The sequence below is a fragment of the Kineosporia mesophila genome, from assembly GCF_021129235.1.
In the GTDB taxonomy this organism is placed as follows: Bacteria; Actinomycetota; Actinomycetes; order Actinomycetales; family Kineosporiaceae; genus Kineosporia; species Kineosporia mesophila.
The window spans coordinates 385417-407263 of the sequence record NZ_JAJOMA010000001.1 but is presented as its reverse complement, the minus strand read 5'-3'; the positions used below and the strand labels follow the sequence as shown (position 1 = coordinate 407263).

The window sequence follows — 21847 nt, the reverse complement described above, 5'->3', positions numbered from 1 at the left end:
GCTCCCCCTCAGATCACGCTGGTGATCTTGTGCCCGGCGACCAGATTCGTCTCCAGCCGCGACTCGGCGTTGTTCGCGAAGTACTTCTCCACCCGCTCGTGCCAGATTCCGGGGTCACCCCAGGTTCCGTAGAACTTCATGCGCGACAGGCAGATCGGCTTCAGGCCGGCGGTGAACACCGCCTCCCAGGTCGCCGCACCCACCTGGGGCATCCAGAACGAATTGACGTCGTCGAGCGCGACCAGGCCGTTCTCGGGCAGCAACAGGTCCCGGGTGTTCCCGATGTCGGCCTTGACGTTGTGGTAGAGGTGCGAGGCGTCGATGTGCACGAACCGGCAGCTGCCCGCTTCCATCTCGTCCGGCAGCACACTCGTCGGGGCCTGAACGATGCGCGGGAGGTGATCGTAGAACTGCAGGAAGTTCGACTCGAACCCCTGACGCGTCAGTTCCTCGTACGTGGCCTTGTTCTCCGAGATGTTCATATCGTCACCGGGCGGTGACTCTCCGAACAGGTCGCAAACGGTCAGCCCTTCGCCCGTGGCCAGGTATCTCGCCATGAAGATGGTCGATCTCCCGAGGTACGAGCCCATCTCGAGAATGTCGCCGGTCACCCCGATCTCCCGCTGGGCCCCGAGCAGACAGTCGAACAACAGGGCGTCCTGGCGGTAGAACCAGCCCGGTACATCCTCAAGATCCATGCTTCCCCATCCGTGGTCCCGGTCGCCGACGATGACAGGCGTGGCGAAACAGGCTATCTCCAGATAGCTTTGATGACGGCCGCAGAACGGTCGGCATTGTTCGGGGAATGTTCACCTCGCCCCACCCGCACACCGGTACGACCTGCACGCGAACACGAACCGGTGACCCGGCGATCGCACCGGGTGACCTCGGTTCCGCGATCGACGCTCCCCCGGGCCCGCCCCGCGAGGCCGGCCGGTCAGGAACCGCAGCACCGTGACATCCCATGCGGCAAGATAGGACAGACGGGACAGATCAGATCCTCGTCGGGATGGTGGTAAACGTCATGCTCAGCTCCATCTGGCCGGAACACCGGCCAGCTCGCCCAGCGTTCCACGCGCCGCGGGGGAACACTCCCCCGAGCGGGCTCCGGGCCGGATAGATGTCCGCACAGCAGGTCGCGATCGTCGCCGCCATCACCCTGATCTTCCTCGGCGTGCTGCTGATCGGTCTCGGCACCCGCCCAGGCCCCCAGCCCGCCCCCGGCCCGGTGGACCACGCCGACCACGCCGATCAGGTGGAGTCGACCGACGAGATCCCCGAGCTCGACGCCCTGGATGCTCTCGCCGATCCGGCCGACCCGCCCGAAGACGTCGAGGACCCCACTCCCCCGCTGATCATGATCGAGACCCGGCCGTTCGTGCCCCTCGTGCTGCCCGGCCACCAGAGCACCCCGCAGGAACGCCAATGGTGCCGCGAGCAGGCCGGTTCCGAGCTGGACGCCGATCTGGCCGAGGTGATCCGGCTGATCGAGGGCAAACCGCCGGAACTGCGCGGCATGCTGATGAACGCGCCCACCGCCGTGATCTCGCAAGAGCTTTCGGTGCTGCGCGCCTACCTGCGGGGCACCCTGACCGGCCTGGACACCAGGCTGCGCGACGGGCAGCCCCACCAGGCCGACCGGCCCACGGTGGCCTGCCTGGTGTCCGGCCTGGGCCGGCTGCCGGTGCACCCCGGGGCCTGTTTTCACCGGGCACCCCGCGACAACATGCCGCTGGACGCCTTTTTCCCCGGCAGCGTCCTCACCGAACCCGCCTTCACCCGCGCCGAACGCACCACCTTCCCCGCCGCCGGCGTCAGCCCCGGACCCCTCATCAACTACGTCATCTGGTCCGAATCCGGACGCCGCACACCCCTCCTCGTCGGCCACACCGACACCGTCCTCTTCCCCGCCGCCACCCGCTTCCGCGTCCTGGCCCTCGACCACCAACACGGCGACGCCACCGTCTACCTCGTCGAAGAAACCACCCGCCCCACCGCCCGCAACCGCCGCGAACACCAAGTCCTCGAACACCTCCGCAACCAAGCCCTCACCGCCGGCGTCGGACCCATCGACGGACCGGCCCCGTCACCAGTGCCCCACCCGGGGCTGGACGACGCGGGGCATCCCTACGCGCCGCTCACCGAGAACGCCGCCGCCGAGCCCGAGACCGTGGCCTGATCAGGGTGGGGCCGACGCCGGCCCCACCCTGAGTTCCGGCCTTGCTCAACTCCACCGCGACCTGTAGCGACTGCAGCAGCGCGTAGCCTTCGAGGCATCCGGCAGGGACAGGCCGGTGAGCTCGTCGAGCAGCTTCTCCTCCCGCAGCACGTTCGCGCGGCAGCAGCCAGTTCTGTTCGGAATTGGCGCAGAAAGACTTCCGCCGCGCAGGTCACGACGCCCCGCCGGGGCCCCCGCCGAACACTGCCCGAAGATACTCCCGGAATTGCCCGGAACCGGACCGTGGATCACGAAGTGACGAAGTTCCAGATGTGGTCGTCGGTCGGCGAGCACGGGAACAGGGTCAGCACCTGCTCCAACTTGTCGTTGCCACCCGCGTTCGAAATGTCAAGACATAGGCCGCTCTTGACGTTGACGAGATAGAAGCCGTTGCCCTGCGCCTGCTTCTTGAACATCTGGTTGTCCTGCGCACCGAGCAGGCAGTCGCTGATACCGATCTCGGTGCCGGAAGCGTCCGCGCCCCGGCCCGGTACGTCCAGGCAGTAGTGAGACTTGACGTTACGCAGCAGGAACGTGCCGTTCGCCTGCGTGATGGTCTCGTACTCCTGGTTGTCCGTGCTGCCCGGGTAACAGACCAGCGACACCGGCTTGGTGCCCAGGGCCACCCCGTCGACACCGGCCAGGTCGATGCACCGGTCGGCGACCACCTCGTTCTTGACCAGGCCGACCCACTGCACGGTGGTGTTCGGCGACGCCTCAGCCTTCTTCGCGGCGGTCACGGCCTTCTTCTTCGCGGCCGACGACTGCTTCTTCGCCGTGGCCGTGCCGGTCGGCGCGGCGGTCTCGGTCACCGTCCGGGTGCGCACCGGAACCGCTTCCTGCGTGGCTGTCTTCCGCTTGCGCGCCGTCGGCGTGGCGGTCGGGGTAACCGTCCCGTCGGCCGCGGTCGCCGAGCTGATCGGGGCTGCCGTCGACTGCACGTTCGAGGCGGCCAGCGAGGCGTTCTGCGGCTCCTGACCACCGGAGTTCGCGACCGTGCTGACGGCCGCCACACCGCCGATCACGACGCCCGCCACCACCGCGAGCGACCCGGCGATCACGGCCACACCCTGCAGGCCCCGGGTGGGCACGGCAGCCATCGGGTGCCGACCCGTCACCGACCCCTTCCAGGAGCTCAGGAACTCCGGGCGGCTGCCGTTCTCGTCCTGTGCGGGTGGCCCGGTCGTCGGTTCGCGGTTCACGGTCTTCTCCTAAGGAGAGCGGATGCTGTCACGAGGCGAACAACATCCGAAAGTACCTCAGATCGAATGCGGCGGGATGTCCGCGGGATCGATGCGCTGCAGCAGCTCGTTCGACGATTCCGACAGGTCCGTGTCAGCCAGTCGCGACGCCTGACGCTCCGTCATCGACTGGAACAGCTGACGGGACACACGTCCGTTGCCGAAACCGGCGGTGCGCCCGATCGCGTCGAAATACTCCACCAGCGCCGTGCGGGTGCTGGCGGTGATGACGTACTCGTGATGCGCCGCCTGCATCTCGACGATCCGCGTGAGTTCTTCCGAGGTGTAGTCCACGAACTCCAGGGTGCGCGAGAACCGGGACTTCAGGCCGGGGTTCGAGCTGAGGAAGTGGTGCATCTCGCCCGAGTAACCGGCCACGATCACGACGATCTCGTCGCGGTAGTCCTCCATCAGCTTCATCAGCGTGACGATGGCCTCCTGACCGAAGTCGTTCGGCTGCCCGGGCGGCGACAGCGAGTACGCCTCGTCGAGGAACAGCACACCGCCCAGAGCCTTCCGGAACACCGCCTCGGTCTTCGGCGCCGTGTGACCGACGTACGAGCCGACCAGCGCACCCCGGTCGGCCTCGACCAGGTGCCCCTTCTCCAGCACCCCGAGCCGGGCCAGCAGACCGCCGTAGAGCCGCGCCACCGTGGTCTTGCCGGTGCCCGGGTTGCCGGCGAACACCAGATGCCGGTTCAGCGGTGGCGCCGCCAGTCCGGCCTCCTGCCGCCGCCGCACCATCTGCATGAGCTTGACCAGCGCGTTCACATCGTTCTTGACCAGCTCCAGGCCGACCAGCCCGCTCAGCTGGCCGCGCAGCTCGTCCAGCGATTCCTCCGGTTCGGCCGTCGCCGCCGCCCCCGCGCCCCGGTCGGCCCCGGAAGGCCCGTTGGCCGTAACCTTCTCGAGCCGCGCGCCGGTGCGCGCGGCCGCCGGGACCGTCGACGTCCGGACGTTCGCAATGGTGATCTTCGCGAAATCCGGCTGCGCGTCCTCGTCCTGGCTCAGGTCGGCCTCGGTGTCGTGGATCCGCCAGCCCGTCACCGTGGGCGTGGCCTTCTTGCCCACGTGCAGGGCCGGGAACCCGCTCGCCGAGACGTCGCAGTCCTCGTAGGTTCCCGAGGCGCCGTCGCCGACGAAGACGCCGTTCTTGGTGGTGTCCCGCACCGTCAGCCGGGTCACCGTGGGACTGGCACCGGTCCAGACCACCAGGCCCGAACCGCCCGCCCCCTCGATGTGGCACTCCTCGATCGTGCCCCGGGCGTCTTTCTCCAGCACGATCCCGGCCGTACCGGCCCGGCGCACGCGCACCTCGCGGATCGTGGCACCGGCTCCCGGCCCGATCTGCACGGCGGAGCGCTCACTCTCGCTGACAACGGTCTTCGCCACCGTCGCCCGCTCTCGCGACGTCAGCGAGACACCCACCCCGCAGCGCTCGAGATCCAGCCCGGACAGGTCAAGTTCGGCATCCCCCTCGGTCTGCACACCGCTCAGCCCGGCTGTACGGACGAAACCTCCCCGCACCCGGGCGCTCGCGCGTCCTTTGATGTGCAGGCCGTGCTCGGGAGTGCCGGCGACCACCAGGCCGGTGACCTCGATCTGCGCCGAGTCGCCCGCGCAGACCGCGCTGAAAGTGGCTTCCTCGATCCGCACGTCGTTCAGACGGGTACCGGAGCTGCCGGAGAGGTAGAACCCGTTCGCCCCGCTGCGGCGTACCGAGCCGTCACTGAACGAGAGCTGGGCCTGGTCTCGGGAGACCACGCCGGTGCCGGTCACCTTCTCGAGCACGCAGTTCTCCAGCGTGAGCACGCTCGTGCCCGCCGCGACCAGGCCGGAACGCCCGGTCCCGGCGATTCGGCAGTCGCTCAGGCGGGTCTGCCCCGCGCTCACCAGAACACCGTCGCCGACGGACTTTTCGATCACACAGTCGGACAGGAGGACGCCGGAGGTATCGGCCGGTGCGGTACCGACGCCGGATGCGGGCCCGCTGCCGAGGATGCGCAGGCCCTCGGTGCCCGCACGCTCGATCCGGCAGCCGCGCAGGATCACCGACGCGTCGTCCTCGATCAGCACCCCACTGCGGCCCGTGCGCGAGAACTCACTGCCCTCGGCCTGCACCCGGCCCTGGCCCCGCACCCGCAGGCCGGACCCCCGGGGGGAGCGGATCTGCGTGTCCTGCAACGTCAGCCGGGCGGAATCACTGACCACGACGCCGGTTCCGTCGACGGCCGTGATCACGCAGGTGTTCATCACGGCCTGGCTGGAGGCGGTCAGGTGCAGGCCGACCAGGGGCGCGCTGCTGATGCGGCACGTCCTCATCCGGATCGCGGCCTCGTTCTCCAGGTCGACCCGGCCGGCGATCACATCGCACTCCGACAGCTCTGCCACCCCGCCGATCACCCGCAGCTGCGGGTTGCCGTCGGTGGCCCCGGTGAGCACCAGCCCGTGGATCCGCACCGGCGCGGCCAGGGTGACCCCCGCCGGGCTGACGACCCGGACCGTGCCCGGCCCCTGCTCGGCCACGATCGCCACCGGCCGGGAGACCACCAGGTTCTCCGGGTACACCCCCGGCGCCACGGCGACGGTCTGCCCGTCCTGGGCCGCGGCGAGCGCCTCGGTGATCGTGCCGATCGCCCGGCGGTCACCGGGCCCGACCCGCACCACGGACGAGGCGCCCGGCGCGGGGCGGACGTTCGGCCGGAGCTCACGACCACCGAACTTCACAGTCGATCCTGCCCAGGCTGCCGGGCCGTGCCGTTCGGTCCGCCATCGGCCGGTGAGGTCATGATGCGTAGCTCTCCGTGATCTGTTCGTGGGGCCGGCCTTCATCTTCGCCCTTTCCGGCAATCGTCCGCACCTCCCGGAGAGGCGAAGTGCGGTCAGTCACCCGGGCCCGGTCGTGATGCCCACCAACCCGGGGTCCGGGTCAGGGCTGAGGCTCGGTGGCGGCCGGGGCGTTCTTGCGCACCGCCCGGGCCACGGCCTGGATCTCGTGCAGCACCACCCCCACCGCCGGCACCCGGGCCATGTCGGGCCAGAGCAGGGCGTAGGTACGGCGCAGGGGCCAGTCGCGCAGCGGGCGGTGGACCAGGTCGGGGCGGGTGTGGCCGAGCAGGCCGAGCTCGTTCATCAGGCTGATGCCCATACCGCTCGCCACCAGGGCCTGGGCGGTGAGCACGTCGTCGACGGTGGCCACGATGCGCGGGCTGAAACCGGCGTTGGTACAGGCTGCCATGAAGCGGTCGCGGAAACTCTCCATCACCCAGTCGTGGTCGGCCAGTTCGGTCAGATCGATGGTCTTGCGCCGGGCCAGGGCGTGCCCGGCCGGCATCACCACGCACCGCCGGTCGGTGATGAGTTCCCTCCGCAGCATGGTGCTCTCGCCCTCGGGCAGGTCTTCGTTGGCCCAGTTGCAGAGCAGGCCCAGCTCGACCTCACCGGAGCGGATGAGCCGCCGTGCCTGGACCGGCTCGGCCTGGGTCACACTGATGCGGATGTTCGGGTGCGACACCCGCAGCCGGTCGATCACCGGCGGGAGCAGACGAATGAGCCCGCTCTGGAAGGCCACCACCCGCACCAGTCCACCGCCCCGGGCCACGGCCGAGGACATGTCCTGCTCCACCGCGCGGATCACCGAGAACACGTTGTCGGCGTGCTGCAGCAGCACCTCGCCGAGCTCGGTGAGCTGCAGCCCCCGGCCCACCCGCACCACCACCGGGGCTCCCAGAGATTGCTGCAACCGCCGCATCTGGTAACTCACTGCCGGCTGGGTGTAACCCAGAGAAGCCGCCGCGGCGGTGTACGACCCCGTGCGGCTCACCTCCGCCAGCACCCTGAGCTGCTGAACATCCACCTGATCAGTATGTCCACCCGGCGTTTCGGCCGGACACCTTCGATCCATAAAGAGTCTTGATGGTTCCGCCAAAAAACTCTCGTTGGACGTCGGGATCCGATCTCGCTGTAATTGACCATATTGATCGACAATCCACCCTCGGGAGGTGACCGTGTTCGGCAGGACCAAGGCCCAGAACCGGCCGGAGGTAACGATCACGGCGCAGGAAGATTCGAACTCGAACTCTCTGATCAGGATTCGCAACCTGAACAAGTACTTCGACTCTTTCCATTGCCTTTTCGACATCAACCTTGATGTGGCGCTGGGCGAGGTGGTGGTCGTGATCGGCCCCTCCGGGTCGGGCAAGTCCACGCTCTGCCGGTGCATCAACCGGCTGGAGACCATCAGTTCCGGGGTGATCGAGGTCGCCGGGAAGCCGGTGCCGGCCGAGGGCCGCGAGCTGGCCCAGCTGCGGGCCCAGGCCGGCATGGTGTTCCAGTCGTTCAACCTGTTCTCCCACCTGACCGTCCGGCAGAACGTGGCCCTGGCCCCGATCAAGGTCCGCCGGCTGTCCAAGGACCGGGCCAACGCCCTGGCCATGGAGCTGCTCGGCCGGGTCGGGATGGCCGACCACGCCCACAAACATCCTGGTCAGCTCTCCGGCGGCCAGCAGCAGCGGGTGGCCATCGCCCGGGCGCTGGCGATGGAGCCCAGGGTACTGCTCTGCGACGAGCCGACCTCGGCGCTCGACCCGGAGATGATCCAGGAGGTACTCGACGTCCTCACCGGCCTGGCTGCCGAGGGGATGACGATGCTCGTGGTCACCCACGAGATGGGGTTCGCCCGCAAGGCGGCCGACCGGGTGGTGTTCATGGACGGCGGGCGTGTTCTCGACGTCGCGCCTCCCGAGCAGTTCTTCACCAACCCGCGTAACGACCGGGCCGCAGACTTTCTCGCCAAAGTGCTCACCCACTGAGCAGCTCTCATCCGGCGGCGCACCGAAGTACCTGGATCAACTCGCTATGCCCTCTCCCACCCACCTCTTCACCTGGAGATCCTGATGATGAGCATCATCCGCCGTACCGGCACCGTCGCAGCCGCCGGCACCGTCCTGGCCCTCGCCGCAGCCTGCTCCGGCGGCTCCTCCGACGCCGGCGCCGTGCCCGGTGGCGGCGCTCAGGCCACCTCGAACGCCGACAGCGACGCCATCGCCGCGCTGATCGAGGCCCAGCAGCCGGCCACCGACCTGCCCGCGGGCTCGACCGCCGCCAAGATCAAGGAGAAGGGCGAGCTCACCGTCGGCGGTGTACAGACCTCGGCCCTGTTCTCCCTACTGAACCCGACCACCGGCAAGGTGGAGGGCTTCGACGCCGCGATGTCGCAGCTGCTGGCCGACTACATCATCGGCGAGCCGAACACCAAGCTGGTCAACGTGACCTCGCAGACCCGTGAGGCACTGATCCAGAACGGCTCGGTGGACGTGGTTTTCGCCACCTACACGATCACCCCGGAGCGCGCCGAGAAGATCTCCTTCGCCGGCCCGTACTACCAGGACGGCCTCGGCATCGAGGTCAAGAAGGGCACCACGGGCATCAACACCCTGGCCGACCTGAACGGCAAGACCGTGGTGACGCAGTCGGCCTCGACCGCACCGAACAAGATCACCGAGGCCGCGCCGGACGCGAAGATCCAGCTGTTCGAGACCAACACCGAAGCGCTGCAGGCACTTCAGCAGGGCCGCGCCGACGCCTACGTGATCGACCAGTCCATCCTGGCCGGTAACGCCGTGACCAACGACGACGTCGAGGTGATCGGCGACAAGTTCACCGAAGACCCCTACGGCATCGGCCTGGCCAAGGACGACGCCGACTTCAAGAAGTTCGTGAACACCTGGCTGCAGGCGAAGATCGACGACGGCACCTGGGCCAGGGTGTGGCAGGCCACGGTCGGCACCGAGGTGCCGGGCGACGTCCCGACCCCGCCCACGATCGGCTGATCCGTGGACGTCATCGCCGGCAACCTCGATGTCTTTGGCCAGGGTCTGCTGATCTCGATCCAGATCAGCGTCTCCACGTTCGTCCTGGCGGGGGGCCTCGGCCTGCTGCTCACGGTGTGCCGGATCAGTCCGGTGCTGCCGCTGCGCCTGGCCGCCACCGCCTACGTGGAACTCGTCCGGAGCATCCCACTGCTCGTCCTGCTCATCCTGTTCGTCTTCGGCCTGCCGGAGATCGGTCTGGTCGGGCCGCTGCTGGGGACCGCGGTGGTGGCGATGAGTCTCTACTGGGCAACATTTTTCAGCGAAACCATGAGATCCGGGGTCCGGGCCGTCCCGCAAGGGCAGATCGAGGCGGCCCGGGCCCTGGGATTCACCTTCGGCCAGGTACTGCGGCTGGTGGTGCTCCCCCAGGCCCTGCGCACCATCATCCAGCCGCTGGCCTCGCTGCTCATCGCGATCGTCCTGAACTCCTCGCTCGCCGCGGCGGTCGGGGTGACGCAGGAGCTCACCGGGCAGACCCAGCTGCTGGACCAGCGATACGCCCAGCCCCTGGTCACGTTCGGCGCGGCCGCGATCTGTTATGTGGCCATGGCCTTCATCATCGGCCGGTCCGCCGGCTACCTGGACAGGCGATTGGCGGTGCAGCGATGAGCTCGACCACCGAGCAGCCGGCCCGGGACGGGGTCGGCGACCCGGAGATCAGCCTGGCCCCGGTCACGGTGGCATCCCCGGGGGGCCTCAGGGCCCGGTTCGCGGCCATCGGGGCCCAGGACGCCGCCCTGTTCGACGTCCCCGGGCCCCGCGGCCGGCAGCGCATCCGGATCGCCACGGTGGTCTCGATCGTCGTGCTGGCGGTGATGCTCGCCGCCGGCGTGCGGCAGTTCGCCGTCAACGGCCAGCTGGAATGGTCCAAATGGCAGCTGTTCACCCAGTGGCCGGTGATCCGGTACCTGCTGAACGCGCTCTGGGCCACCCTCCAGGTCACGCTGATCAGCGGCGCGATCGCCCTGCCGCTGGGGGCCCTGCTGGCCCTGGCCCGGCTGTCGCGCAGTCCGCTGCTGAGCAGGCCCGCGACGTTGTTCGTCGAGGTGCTGCGCGCGGTTCCGCTGCTGCTGCTGATCTACGCCCTCCTGCTCGGCCTGCCCAGCACCGGTATCCGGATCCCGCTGTTCTGGCTGCTGATCATCCCGATCGTGCTGACCAACGCCGCCGTGCTGGCCGAGATCTTCCGGGCCGCGGTGAAAGCCCTTCCGCGGGGTCAGACCGAGGCCGCCTACGCCCTCGGTCTGGGCTACTGGCCGGCGATGCGCCTGGTGGTGCTGCCCCAGGCCGTCCGCCTCGCCGCACCCGCCCTGATCAGCCAGATCATCCGCCTGCTCAAGGACAGCACCCTGGGCTACGTCGTGAGCTACCTCGAACTTCTCTACTCCGCAAGAGTTCTCGGCGAATTCAACCACACCGTGATCCAGAGCTTCGTGGTCGTCGCAGCCGTCTTCATCGTCGCGAACCTCACGCTGGCCGCTCTCGCCGGCCAGGTCGAGCGCCGCATCGGTGGCGCCGGCGGCCGAGCCTGATCCGCCATTCCCGACTTCTGGAGTGTGAACACCGTGTGCCGTCTTCTGGGCGTAGTCACCCGAAAATCCGCCCCCATCGCCGAACTACTGGCAGAAGACCTCGATCCCTTCCTGGAACTCGCCTGTGAGCACAAGGACGGGTGGGGAATCGCCTTCCGCGACGAGCTCGGCGCCGTCAGCATCGTCAAGGGCACCGACCGGGCGGACGACAGCGACCTGCTGCGCAGCCTGCTGAAGAGCTGTGTGACCGACATGGCCGTGCTGCACATCCGGATGGCGAGCCCCCATCTCGCGGTCTCGACGGACAACACGCACCCGTTCGGCGACGCCCGGGCGGCCTTCGCCCACAACGGCGAGATCCGGCCGGTGACCAGCCTCGACGCGCTGATCTCCCCCAGCCTCCTGGCCACGGCCGTCGGCACCACGGACAGCGAACGGTACTTCCTCGCCGTGCGTGAGCAGATGGACCAGGGCTCACCGGCCGCGCCGGCGATCACCCGTACGGCGCAGTCGATTCGCGAGCGAGCCGAGATGGTCGTCAGTCTGAACTGCATGATGCTCACCCCGGACGGGCTCTTCACCTATGCGGAGCACGACCCTCACTCCGAGGTGATCGGCCGTCGCGGCCCGGGCTACTTCGGCCTGAGCTACCGTCAGGAAGAACACAAGACAGTGGTCGCGTCGCAGGGTTGGCCGCAGCCCCGTCCGCAGTGGCGTGAGCTCCCCGCGAGCCACACGGCCCAGTTCACCACCACGGATCTTCAACCCCGGATTCACTGACCGCTTTCGCCTGATCACCGGATACGCAAGTGCATTCCGGCTTTTCGGCAAGGTCCCTTTATCAGAACTGGTGATCCAAAGAGGCCTTAACGTTTCATTCATGTCCTTGCGGGCCAAATTCGCGGTATACATTGACACCGCCTACCGTTCACCAGCGTCGCTCGAACATCCAGGCCCACACAGACAACCCTCGGCCGGAGGGGTGTGACTGAAGACCGACGACGCGGCCCGGTGGGTGGCAGACCAGAGAAGCACCATATGGAGGGACGGTTTCGACTATGAGCGTCGGCCCGCAGAGCGCCCGCACCTGGCCCGGCTCCAGCCGTCCGGCAGTGGTGACGGAACGGCAGCTACGACGGATCAGGATCGCGGTCGAGGCCGTGGACGTGTTCAGCCGGGCCGGGGTGGCCGGGCTGATCGGCCCCAGCCCCGACATCCAGCTACTGCCGACCCCCCAGCTCCCCCAGGCCGACGTGGTGGTCATTGTGGCCCCCCGACTCAGCGGCCGGGCCCTGCGGCGCCTACGGGGCCTGCGTGAGGTCTGCTCGGCCCCGTTCGTCCTCATCCTCGACAACCTCGGCGGCGGCGACTGGCTGGCCGCCGCCGAGGTCGGGGTCGCCGGCGCGATGTGGCGCTCCGAGGTCACCCCCGACCAGTTCACCGAGCTGATCCGGACCGTGATGAGCGGTGGCAGTCAGCTGCCGCCCGAGATCCAGGGCCAGTTGCTGAAAGACGTCGCCCACCTTCAGGAGACGGTGCTCGGCCCGCGTGGCCTGACCGCGTCCGGCCTGGAGACCCGCGAGGTGGACGTGCTGCGGCTGATCGCCGAGGGCCTCGACACCGCCGAGATCGCCGACCGGATGAAGTATTCCGAGCGCACCGTGAAGAACATCCTCTACGCGATGATGACCCGGCTGAACCTGCGCAACCGCTCGCACGCGGTCGCGTACGCGATGCGGTCGGGCATCATTTAAAAGCACCACTTGAGGACGAAACGGTAGCCGCGGTGGATCACCGCGGCTACCGCCGTGTTTCAGGAGGAGTGGGCGCGGAGCTCCGACAGCTGCGCCGCGCTCCAGCCGCTGTTGGCGGTGAAGGTCAGCCTCAGATAGCGCACCCGGGCCTGCGTGAATGATGTCGAGACCGCGTTCTGCGACGACGAATTCGCGTCGAAGGTATATCCCGCGGCACCCTTGAGCCGCGACCAGGACGAGCCGGTACGGCTGCCGCTGATCGCGATCGTCTGCGTGCGACTGTTCCAGTCCGAGACCGGGGGCAGGGCGAGCTGCAGCCGGCCGACCGTCTGCAGAGAGCCCAGATCCACCGTGACAGTCTGCGGGAAACCGGCTTCCGCCTCCCAGTAGGTGCTCGCGTCGCCGTCGGTGATGTTGCTCGCGACGTAGTCCTGGACGTGCCCACCGGTCTGCACCGACTTCGACGCGGCCAGGTTCACCGAGGGGTCCGCCACCTTCACCGAGGCCGCACTCGACGCCTTCGTGGCGCTGCTGGCCGCGGGAGCCTTCTTCGTGGTGGTGCTCGAACGTGCGGTGGAGGCGGCCCTGCGGGTGGGCACGGTGGTCTTCTCCCCCGAGGCCGCCCGGCTGGTGGGCTTCTTCGTCGGCTCCAGGGACTTCCTGGCGGTGGACGAGGCGGCCGCCGACGGGGCCGCCGTCCCGCTCACCGAATCGGTCGCATTCGGGGTCAGCGGGTCAGAGGCCAGGGACGCATTCCCCCCGGAGTCGTCCCGCTGGTTCAGCGACTGCACGGTCGCGATCCCACCCACGATCACCCCCGCCACGACGGCGACCGTCCCGGCGATCACGGCGACACCCCGAAGCCCCCGCAGAGGCACCCGCGCCGCGGCCCCCCGGCCCACCACCGACCCACCCCACGCGGCAACGACATCGCGCCGCCCCTCGCCGTCAGGCCCTTCACCACCCGGCTCCTCACCGCCGGACCGCGCAAACCCCGCCCTTCGCGGTTCCGCTCGTGGAACCGGGCCGGAGGAGGGAGAATCCGACGAAGTTCGCGCCACCGAACCTGGTGTTTCCGGTGCGTCGGCCGACGGATCCGATGTCCCCGAAACCCGCACGGCCGAGTCCTGGCCCACCGAGTCCGCGCCCCGTACCGCGGAATCCCGCGCACCCGGACCGCGCCCTTTCGAATCCTGTGTCTGCGAGCCCGGAGCCGAACGCTCCCCTGCCGTCCTGGACTCCTGGCTCCGCCCCGGCGGGCCCAGCAGCGGCCTGGCCTGCGGGCGATCCGGGTTCACCGGGCCGGGCCGGTCCGGCCGGATCCAGCCCGGGCGATCCGGCGGCCCGGCCTGAGCCGGCGGACTCGCCGGGTCCGGCTGACCTGGCTGATCCCGCTGATCCCGCTGATCCCGCTCGTCCCGCTGACCGGGCTGGTCCGGTTGTGTCCAGCCCGTCTTCCGGGCCTGCGCGCGCCGGGCCTCCGCACGGGTACGGGGCGCCGGCTCAGAGCTGTCCACAACCGCTGCCTCTCACATCTGCTTCCACGGCAACAAGGCACACGCCCGACGCCATTGACTCGCGGTGCAACGCGCAAAGAGGGGATTACCCTCGAAGGCGACTTTACCGCGTCCTCTGCAACCCGAAAATTACTGTTTGCCAACGACCCGCAGGTGCGGCGGCGATGCGCGCCCGCCTGGAAACCCTCGCCGACCGGTGGGAGACCCAACCACCCGGGTGGTGGCGGACGTCCACCATTCCGGTCTCGATCCAGCACGGCGACCTGCACGACGGCAACGTGGCGGTGGATGCCGACGGCCGGGCCCGGTTCTTCGACTTCGGTGACTCGACCGTGGCCCACCCGTTCAGCACGATGGATCTGCCGCTGATGTTGGCCCGCCGGGCCGGCGTGGACCAGGCCGGCACCGCACGCCTGGAAGACGCGTATCTGGATGCCTTCACCGACCTCGCACCCCGGGCCGAACTGCGCGCGGAACTGCACGGGGTGATCGAGCTGGCGCCCCTGCTGCGGGCCCACAACTGGCTCCGGGCCCTCACCCCCGACGAGCCGGGCGGCACCGTGCGGTGGGACCCGGTCGCCGCGGACGGGTGGGGCCGGCCGATCGAGCACTGGCTGGGTCAGCTGGGCAGCAGTCCGCGCACGTAGGCGGCCTGCCCGACGTGCTGGGCGTCGTCGTCGAGGATGCTGATGATCCGCACGCCGAGGGTCACGGGCGGGTCCCAGGCCTCGTCCACGACCTTGTCCAGATCGGCCTCGCTCAGCCCGGAGAAGTACTCGACCGTGCGGGCGTGGGCGGCGCCGTAGTAGTCCACGAGCAGCTGCGGGTCCTCGACCCGCACCCTGGCCACGTCGTCACCCGACATGCCGTACCCGTGGGCCTGGACGTCGAACGGCAACCCGAACCGCCCGAACCAGCCCTGCGCCGTCCACACCTGCTCGGTGCCCGCGACATCGGCGATCTGGGCGTCCTGCACCCGGGCCAGGTGCCACAACAGCCAGGCGATGGAGTTGCCTGTGCCACCGGGCCGGTAGGACAGCTGATCGGCGTTCAGGCCGTCCGCCGCCGCGGCCACGTTCTCCTTGATGCGCTCCAGCGAATCATTCAGCAGGTCGAAGGTGTTCATCCGCAGAATCTATGCCTGACCCGCGGCCGTGACCACCCGATGACATCGATGTTTCTCCCAGATGAATCATTGTTCGAATCGATTTCATTGACCGGACGATGCAGAACATCTGTTAGACCGGTACCTACGCGAGTCAGGAGAATTCCCCGATCGGCGGGGCCCCTCCTCATATCGGGAGACCCGGGCTCCCTCGGCAGAAAGGACGTCATGACCGTCATCCGAGCCGCGATCACCCAGACCACCTGGACCGGCGACAAAGAATCGATGATCAAGCGGCACGAGGACTTCGCCCGCGCCGCCGCGTCGCAGGGCGCCCAGGTCATCTGCTTCCAGGAACTTTTCTACGGTCCTTATTTCGGTATCGTCCAGGACAAGAAGTACTACGAGTTCGCCGAGCCGGCCGACGGGCCGGTGGTGCAGCGTTTCCAGGCACTGGCCAAGGAACTGTCCCTGGTCATGATCCTCCCGATCTACGAGGAGGCCATGCCGGGCGTCTACTACAACACCGCGGTGGTGGTCGACTCCGACGGCTCGGTGGTGGGCAAGTACCGCAAGAACCACATCCCCCACCTGGACCGGTTCTGGGAGAAGTTCTACTTCCGTCCGGGCAACCTGGGCTGGCCGGTGTTCGAGACCTCCATCGGCAAGGTCGGCGTAACCATCTGCTACGACCGGCACTTCCCCGAGGGCTGGCGCATGCTCGGCCTGGCCGGGGCGCAGATCGTGTTTAACCCCAACGCTTCCAAGCCCGGCCTGTCGAACCGGCTCTGGGAGCTGGAGCAGACCGGCGCCGCCGCCGCGAACGGCTACTACGTGCTGGTCCCGAACCGGGTCGGTACCGAGGACAACGAGTTCGGCGACGAGGCGGTGAACTTCTACGGCACCTCGTACGTGGCCGACCCGCAGGGCAACTACGTCGGCGAGGTCGGTTCCGGCAGCGAGGAGCAGCTGATCGTGCGGGATCTCGACCTGGACCGGATCCGCCAGGTGCGCGACGACTGGCAGTTCTACCGCGACCGTCGTCCCGACGCCTACGGCCTGATCGTGGAGCCGTGATCATGGCGAAAACACTGATCAAGAACGGCACGGTGGTCTCGGCGACCGGCCGGGCCCAGGCCGACGTGCTGATCGACGGCGACACCGTCGCCGCCGTGCTCCAGCCCGGTTCGACGCTGCTCGGTTTCGAGATCGAGCGGAACGTGGACCGGGTGATCGACGCGGCGGGCAAGTACGTCATCCCCGGCGGTGTCGACGCCCACACGCACATGGAGATGCCGTTCGGCGGCACCCAGGCGAGCGACACGTTCGAGACCGGTACCCGGGCCGCGGCCTGGGGCGGCACCACCAGCATCGTCGACTTCGTGGTGCAGTACCCCGAGCAGGACGTGCTCACCCAGCACCAGGTGTGGCAGGAGAAGGCGGCCGGGAACTGCGCCATCGACTACGGCTTCCACCAGATCCTCTCCGACGTCCAGGACTCCAGCCTCAAGGCGATGGACGAGCTGATCGACGAGGGCGTGACGAGCTTCAAGCTCTTCATGGCCTACAAGGGCGTCTTCCTCAGTGACGACGGCCAGATCCTGCGGGCCTTCCAGAAGGGCGCCGAGAACGGCGCCATGATGATGATGCACGCCGAGAACGGCGCCATGATCGACGTTCTCGTGCAGCAGGCGGTCGAGGCCGGCAACACCTCCCCGTACTACCACGGGCTCACCCGCCCCTGGCAGGCCGAGGAGGAGGCCACCCACCGGGCGATCATGATCGCCGATCTCACCGGCGCCCCGCTCTACGTGGTGCACGTCAGCGCCAAGCAGGCGGTCGAGCAGATCGCCGCCGCCCGCGACCGCGGCCTGAACGTGTTCGGCGAGACCTGTCCGCAGTACCTCTACCTCTCCCTCGAGGAACAGCTCGGGGCACCGGGTTTCGAGGGCGCCAAGTGGGTCTGCTCGACGCCGCTGCGTTCGCGCGCCGAGGGCCACCAGGACCACATGTGGCGGAGCCTGCGCACCAACGACATCCAGATGGTCTCCACCGACCACTGCCCCTTCTGCATGAAAGACCAGAAGGAGATGGGGATCGGCGACTTCTCGAAGATCCCCAACGGCATCGGTAGCGTCGAGCACCGGATGGACCTGATGTACCAGGGCGTCGTCAACGGGCAGATCAGCCTGGAGCGCTGGGTCGAGATCACCTCCACCACCCCGGCCCGGATGTTCGGGCTCTACGGGCGTAAGGGCGTGATCCAGCCGGGCGCCGACGCCGACGTCGTGGTCTACGACCCGAACGGCCACACGTCCATCGGCCTGGGCAAGACCCACCACATGAACATGGACTACTCGGCCTGGGAGGGTTTCGAGATCGACGGTCACGTCGACACCGTGATCAGCCGCGGCGAGGTCATCGTGGACGACGAGAAGTACCTCGGCCGGGCCGGCCACGGCCGCTACCTCAAGCGCGGCCTGAGCCAGTACCTGGCCTGAAAGGATCTGACCCATGGATTTCGGTGTCGTCGTACAGATCAATCCCCCTGCCACCCGTGTGGTGTCACTCGCCCGGCTGGCCGAGGACCACGGCTTCGACTACTTCTGGACCTACGACTCGCACGTGCTGTGGCTCGAGCCGTACGTGGTGCACTCGCAGATCCTGAGTCAGACCGCGCAGATCAAGGTCGGCCCGATGGTGACCAACCCGGCCACCCGGGACGCGACCGTCACCGCCTCCACCTTCGCCACCCTGAACTCGATGTTCGGCAACCGCACGATCTGCGGGATCGGCCGGGGCGACTCGGCGGTGCGGGTCACCAACGGGCGGCCGACCACACTCAAGCAGCTGCGCGAGGCCACCCACGTCATCCGGGAACTGGCCAACTCGCGGTCGGTCGAGATCGAGGGCTCGACCATTCGCTTCCCCTGGAGCCGCAATTCGCAGCTCGACGTGTGGGTGGCCGCCTACGGTCCGCTCGCGCTGAAGGCGGCCGGTGAGGTCGGCGACGGGTTCATCCTGCAGTGCGCCGACGTGGACATCGCCACCTGGATGATCTCCACGGTGCGCAAGGCCGCGGCGGATGCCGGGCGCGATCCCGACAGCCTGTCGTTCTGCGTGGCCGGGCCGATGTACGTCACCGACGGTACCGACGCGTCCTACCGGCACGCCCTCGACCAGTGCCGCTGGTTCGGCGGCATGGTGGGCAACCACGTCGCCGACATCGTCGCCAAGTACGGCACCGACGGCGACATCCCGAAGGCGCTCACCGACTACATCGCCGGCCGTACCGGGTACGACTACAACTCCCACGGCAAGACCGGCAACGACCACGTCGACTTCGTCCCGGACGAGATCGTCGACCGGTTCTGCCTGATCGGCACGCCCGAGCAGCACATCGCCAAGCTGGAGCAGCTGAAGGCCGCCGGGGCCACCCAGTTCGCCGGTTACCTCGACCACGACAACAAGGAAGAGACCCTGCGTCTGTACGGCGAGAGCATCATCCCCGCCGTGCGGGACCAGGTCGTGGCCAAGATCTGAGCCGCCGCCGTCGCCGCCGTCCGGGAACACCCGGCCGGCGGCACGGTGCTGCCCAGGCCGCGACCCCGAGGTGGCAGAACGGGCAATTCATTGCCGAGACACCCGAAAGCTATTGATAGCTGGGCAAATAAGTACGTACTGTGCGACGGCCAGGGATCTCAGGGCCCACCCGAAGGAACACATATGCTCTCGCTCCGCCGCGCCGCGGTACCCGGTGCACTCGTGCTCGCCACGTCGCTCACGGCGCTCGTCTCCCCCGCGGCCTCGGCCTCCACGACAGCTGCCCCCACGGCCCACGCCGGCACGGCGAAGCAGCTGCCGCTCGGCCCGTCCGGCCTGTCCGAGACCCGTACCACCACCACGATCGCCCCGGGTCTGACCATGACCACGATCACCCGGGGAAAGATGGACCCGGCCAAGGACTACTGGACGATCGGCATCAACCTGCCGATCGGTGACCCCACCGACGACAACGACCAGGACTCTCCGAAGGCCCTGCTCGGGACCAAGGCCGAGGCGACCGCCATCGCCGGCAGGCTCCTGGCCAACAGCGAGGTGGCCGCCCAGCTCGAGGCCAAGGGCTGGAAGCCGCGCGTCGAGGCGGTCGACTGGGTCCCGGAGATGAAGGACTTCAAGGGCGGGCTGATCGGCTACACCCTGCGGCTGGGCCGCTGGGACGCCGCCCCGACCTCCGCCGACCCGCTGTACGCCGCCGTGGTCGCCGCCGGCCTGTCCCCCGCGGTCGTCTTCACCGGCCAGGACGGCCGGCCGGACAACACCGGCCCGTGGGTCGTCCGGTCCCTGACCATCGACTTCAAGCGGTTCCAGGGCAACGTCTCCTCCACGCTCGGCTCCGCGGTCTCGGGCCGTGAGACCACCACGGCCCTGGCCCGGTCCAAGAACGCGATCTACGCCGTCAACGGTGGCTTCTTCGTCACCGCCGACGCCGACGGCGCCCAGGGCATCCCGGCCGGGCTGTCCGTCGTGGACGGCAAGGTGAAGAGCGCAGCGATCAACGGCAGGGCCGCGCTGCTGCTCGGTGACGGCGGCCGCGACACCGAGGTCTCGTACCTCCAGACCCATTTCTCGGTCAAGGCCGGCAAGAAGCGGCAACTGGTGGACGGTCTCAACCGCACGCCCGGCGTGATCCGTAACTGCGGTGGCGTGGGCGGCGACGTGCCGACCCAGCGCCCGGTGCAGGACTTCACCTGCACCGACGACAGCGAGATCATCGGCTTCACCGACGATTACGGCACGACGCTGCCGACCGGTGCGGGCGTCGAGGTCGTCGTCGGGGCCAGGGGCAAGGTCACGGCCGTGCAGGAGCGCACCGGCGGCACCGTCCCGAAGGGCTCGACCGTGCTCCAGGGCATCGGCACCGGAGCGACCTGGCTGAGCAAGCACGCCCCGGTCGGCACCAAGATCACGCTCGACACCAAGGTCACGGACGAGCGCGGCCGTCGCGTCAGTTTCGGCAAGAACGACTCGGTCGTCAACGGCGGTCCGGTGCTCGTGCACAAGGGCAAGGTCTCGGTCGACGTCCGGGCCGAGGGCATGATCCACGAAGACCCGGAGCTGAACCTGCCCGACTCCGCCCTCGGCGCGGCCTGGGGCTACAGCTGGGTCGTGCGGGACAACCCCCGCACCGGTGCCGGCGTCGACTCCCAGGGCCGGCTGCTGCTCGTGCAGGCCGACGGCCGGCAGTCGAAACTCAGCCAGGGCCTGAGCATCCCCGACTTCGCCGCGGTGATGAAGTCACTCGGCGCGGTGGAGGCCTTCAACCTGGACGGCGGCGGCTCCTCGGCCACCGTCGTGAACGGCACGCTGGTCAGCTCCCCCTCGGACACCAGTAATGGTGCCCAGGTGGAGCGTTCGGACGGCGACGCGCTCGTGGTAACCGCGCCGCGCCGCTGATCGGTGAACCACCCGGGTCGGCGCCCCTCCCGCCGACCCGGGTTTCCCACCAGCGGCAAGAACACCCCCAGCTTCCGTGATCATGCAAAACCTCCCCGGCGTTCTAGAACTCTCAGTGAGACTGTTCTAGAACTCCGGGGAGGTTTTGCATGATCACGGAGGGGGTTTCAGCCGATGGCCGACTCCAGGGCGGCCGCGTAGGCGGCGTGGCCCGTGGGGTTCGGGTGGAACCACTCGACCTGGGCCTGCACGTTCGTGCCGATGATCCACGGGTCGGCCGAGCAGGCCGCGTGACCCACGAAGTCGGGACGGACGTCCACCAGTTTCACCCGGGCCCGGTGGGCTGCCGTGCCGACCGCGGCGTCGAGAGCAGTGATCTGGTCGGCGATCAGGCCCCGCCGGTAGACGCTCGGGCTGATGACGCCACAGCTACCCGTGCCCTGGTCGATGAGCTGCGGGTAGTTCAGCACCACGATGCGTGCCCGCGGGGCCAGGTGCCGCACCTGGCGGTACAGCGCCTCGAGGTCCGCGACCAGCACGGTGCTCGCATACTCGGAACCGGCCGTGGTGGCGGCCTCGCAGTCGGCGTCCGTTCCCTGCAGGCAGGCCTGCAGTGAGCGGGAGAAGCCCTTGTTGTCGTTCCCGCCGATCGTCAGCGTGACCAGCCGGGTCTTGCGGCTGAGTGAGGACAGCTGCCCGGCCCGGACGTCGTCCGTCGTGGCACCGCTGCACGTGACGTCGGTCAGCATGACTCGAGCGTGGTCCGCGGCCCAGGTGTGGGAGTAATTCAGCGGGCTGCGCAGACAGTCACCACTGGCCGGGTCGTACGGCGGGGCACCCACCCCGGCCGCGTAGGAGTCGCCGAGCGCCACGTATTCGAGGCTCCGCCCGGTACCGGCCTCCGCCGGTCCCGCCTGAATTGCCGCCACACCGAGCACCGCGACCACCGCGGCCAACACCGATGCCATTTTCCTGCGCATGATGACCCCCCTTAGGTACTGGAACGCCACCCATGGTGCACAGCTCGGTACCAATAAAGGGTCGGATCCGGAAAAATAAGTACTTTGACCCCTCCCGTATCGTCCGGTGGCCCGCCCCTCTTTTCTCCCAGGGAGATCGGGAGGAACCCCGGGAAACTAAGGTGACTCGC

General features: G+C 68.6%; 19 protein-coding genes. 12 read left to right on the top strand and 7 right to left on the bottom strand.

Features of this window, described 5'->3' with window-relative positions; translation table 11 throughout:
• Positions 1 to 8: 8 nt before the first annotated feature.
• Positions 9 to 698 carry a class I SAM-dependent methyltransferase gene (locus LR393_RS01765; RefSeq protein WP_231481077.1) on the bottom strand — a complete coding sequence of 230 codons (690 nt, stop codon included), beginning with the start codon at positions 696 to 698 and terminating at the stop codon, positions 9 to 11.
• A gap of 422 nt (positions 699 to 1120) precedes the next feature.
• On the opposite strand from LR393_RS01765, the gene LR393_RS01760 reads away from it, so the two are divergent.
• Positions 1121 to 2179 carry a hypothetical protein gene (locus tag LR393_RS01760; protein WP_231481076.1) on the top strand — a complete coding sequence of 353 codons (1059 nt, stop codon included), beginning with the start codon at positions 1121 to 1123 and terminating at the stop codon, positions 2177 to 2179.
• 287 nt (positions 2180 to 2466) lie between these two features.
• Here the strand turns inward: LR393_RS01760 and LR393_RS01755 are convergent, their stop codons facing one another.
• The 3 genes from LR393_RS01755 to LR393_RS01740 all read right to left on the bottom strand — a co-directional run bounded on the left by LR393_RS01755 (position 2467) and on the right by LR393_RS01740 (position 7315).
• Positions 2467 to 3420: an RICIN domain-containing protein gene (locus tag LR393_RS01755; RefSeq protein WP_231481075.1), complete on the bottom strand. Its 954-nt coding sequence runs from the start codon at positions 3418 to 3420 to the stop codon at positions 2467 to 2469.
• A 57-nt stretch (positions 3421 to 3477) separates the two neighbouring features.
• Positions 3478 to 6186: a right-handed parallel beta-helix repeat-containing protein gene (locus LR393_RS01750; RefSeq protein WP_331282893.1), complete on the bottom strand. Its 2709-nt coding sequence runs from the start codon at positions 6184 to 6186 to the stop codon at positions 3478 to 3480.
• 202 nt (positions 6187 to 6388) lie between these two features.
• Complete coding sequence (locus tag LR393_RS01740; RefSeq protein ID WP_231481074.1) at positions 6389 to 7315, bottom strand: LysR family transcriptional regulator; 927 nt, start codon at positions 7313 to 7315, stop codon at positions 6389 to 6391.
• A 193-nt stretch (positions 7316 to 7508) separates the two neighbouring features.
• Between LR393_RS01740 and LR393_RS01735 the strand changes: the two genes are divergently transcribed.
• The 6 genes from LR393_RS01735 (at position 7509) to LR393_RS01710 (ending at position 12618) form a co-directional block, all read left to right on the top strand.
• On the top strand, positions 7509 to 8270 hold the full coding sequence (locus LR393_RS01735; protein WP_407937285.1) for an amino acid ABC transporter ATP-binding protein: 762 nt from the start codon (positions 7509 to 7511) through the stop codon (positions 8268 to 8270).
• Between the two features lie 84 nt (positions 8271 to 8354).
• The gene (locus tag LR393_RS01730) at positions 8355 to 9290 is read left to right on the top strand and encodes a glutamate ABC transporter substrate-binding protein (RefSeq protein ID WP_231481073.1); all 936 of its coding nucleotides are present in this window, start codon (positions 8355 to 8357) and stop codon (positions 9288 to 9290) included.
• A gap of 3 nt (positions 9291 to 9293) precedes the next feature.
• Positions 9294 to 9941 (top strand): amino acid ABC transporter permease, encoded by a 648-nt coding sequence (locus LR393_RS01725; RefSeq protein WP_231481072.1) that lies wholly within the window; start codon positions 9294 to 9296, stop codon positions 9939 to 9941.
• Positions 9938 to 10864: an amino acid ABC transporter permease gene (locus LR393_RS01720; RefSeq protein WP_231481071.1), complete on the top strand. Its 927-nt coding sequence runs from the start codon at positions 9938 to 9940 to the stop codon at positions 10862 to 10864. The genes LR393_RS01725 and LR393_RS01720 overlap by 4 nt, the downstream gene beginning before the upstream one ends.
• Positions 10865 to 10897: 33 nt before the next feature.
• Positions 10898 to 11644 (top strand): class II glutamine amidotransferase, encoded by a 747-nt coding sequence (locus LR393_RS01715; RefSeq protein ID WP_231481070.1) that lies wholly within the window; start codon positions 10898 to 10900, stop codon positions 11642 to 11644.
• Positions 11645 to 11922: 278 nt separating this feature from the next.
• Entirely contained in the window at positions 11923 to 12618 is a 696-nt protein-coding gene (locus tag LR393_RS01710; protein ID WP_231481069.1) for a helix-turn-helix transcriptional regulator, read from the top strand.
• 59 nt (positions 12619 to 12677) lie between these two features.
• Here LR393_RS01710 and LR393_RS36090 read toward each other — a convergent pair whose 3' ends face one another.
• Positions 12678 to 13523 carry a discoidin domain-containing protein gene (locus LR393_RS36090; protein ID WP_231481068.1) on the bottom strand — a complete coding sequence of 282 codons (846 nt, stop codon included), beginning with the start codon at positions 13521 to 13523 and terminating at the stop codon, positions 12678 to 12680.
• A 194-nt stretch (positions 13524 to 13717) separates the two neighbouring features.
• Between LR393_RS36090 and LR393_RS01700 the strand changes: the two genes are divergently transcribed.
• A complete protein-coding gene (locus LR393_RS01700; RefSeq protein ID WP_231481067.1) occupies positions 13718 to 14782 on the top strand; it encodes a phosphotransferase in 1065 nt (354 codons plus the stop codon).
• Here LR393_RS01700 and LR393_RS01695 read toward each other — a convergent pair.
• Positions 14755 to 15261 (bottom strand): mycothiol transferase, encoded by a 507-nt coding sequence (locus LR393_RS01695; RefSeq protein ID WP_231481066.1) that lies wholly within the window; start codon positions 15259 to 15261, stop codon positions 14755 to 14757. The two genes, LR393_RS01700 and LR393_RS01695, sit on opposite strands and share 28 nt — an antisense overlap.
• Positions 15262 to 15468: 207 nt before the next feature.
• Here LR393_RS01695 and LR393_RS01690 point away from each other — a divergent pair, with 207 nt between their 5' ends.
• The 4 genes from LR393_RS01690 to LR393_RS01675 all read left to right on the top strand — a co-directional run bounded on the left by LR393_RS01690 (position 15469) and on the right by LR393_RS01675 (position 20697).
• Complete coding sequence (locus tag LR393_RS01690) at positions 15469 to 16317, top strand: nitrilase-related carbon-nitrogen hydrolase (protein WP_231481065.1); 849 nt, start codon at positions 15469 to 15471, stop codon at positions 16315 to 16317.
• 2 nt (positions 16318 to 16319) lie between these two features.
• Positions 16320 to 17741 (top strand): dihydropyrimidinase, encoded by a 1422-nt coding sequence (hydA, locus tag LR393_RS01685; protein ID WP_231481064.1) that lies wholly within the window; start codon positions 16320 to 16322, stop codon positions 17739 to 17741.
• 13 nt (positions 17742 to 17754) lie between these two features.
• Positions 17755 to 18783, top strand: a complete 1029-nt coding sequence (locus LR393_RS01680) for a TIGR03842 family LLM class F420-dependent oxidoreductase (RefSeq protein ID WP_231481063.1) — start codon at positions 17755 to 17757, stop codon at positions 18781 to 18783.
• A gap of 183 nt (positions 18784 to 18966) precedes the next feature.
• On the top strand, positions 18967 to 20697 hold the full coding sequence (locus LR393_RS01675) for a phosphodiester glycosidase family protein (RefSeq protein WP_231481062.1): 1731 nt from the start codon (positions 18967 to 18969) through the stop codon (positions 20695 to 20697).
• Between the two features lie 167 nt (positions 20698 to 20864).
• Here the strand turns inward: LR393_RS01675 and LR393_RS01670 are convergent, their stop codons facing one another.
• Complete coding sequence (locus LR393_RS01670) at positions 20865 to 21665, bottom strand: SGNH/GDSL hydrolase family protein (protein WP_231481061.1); 801 nt, start codon at positions 21663 to 21665, stop codon at positions 20865 to 20867.
• Positions 21666 to 21847: the final 182 nt, after the last annotated feature.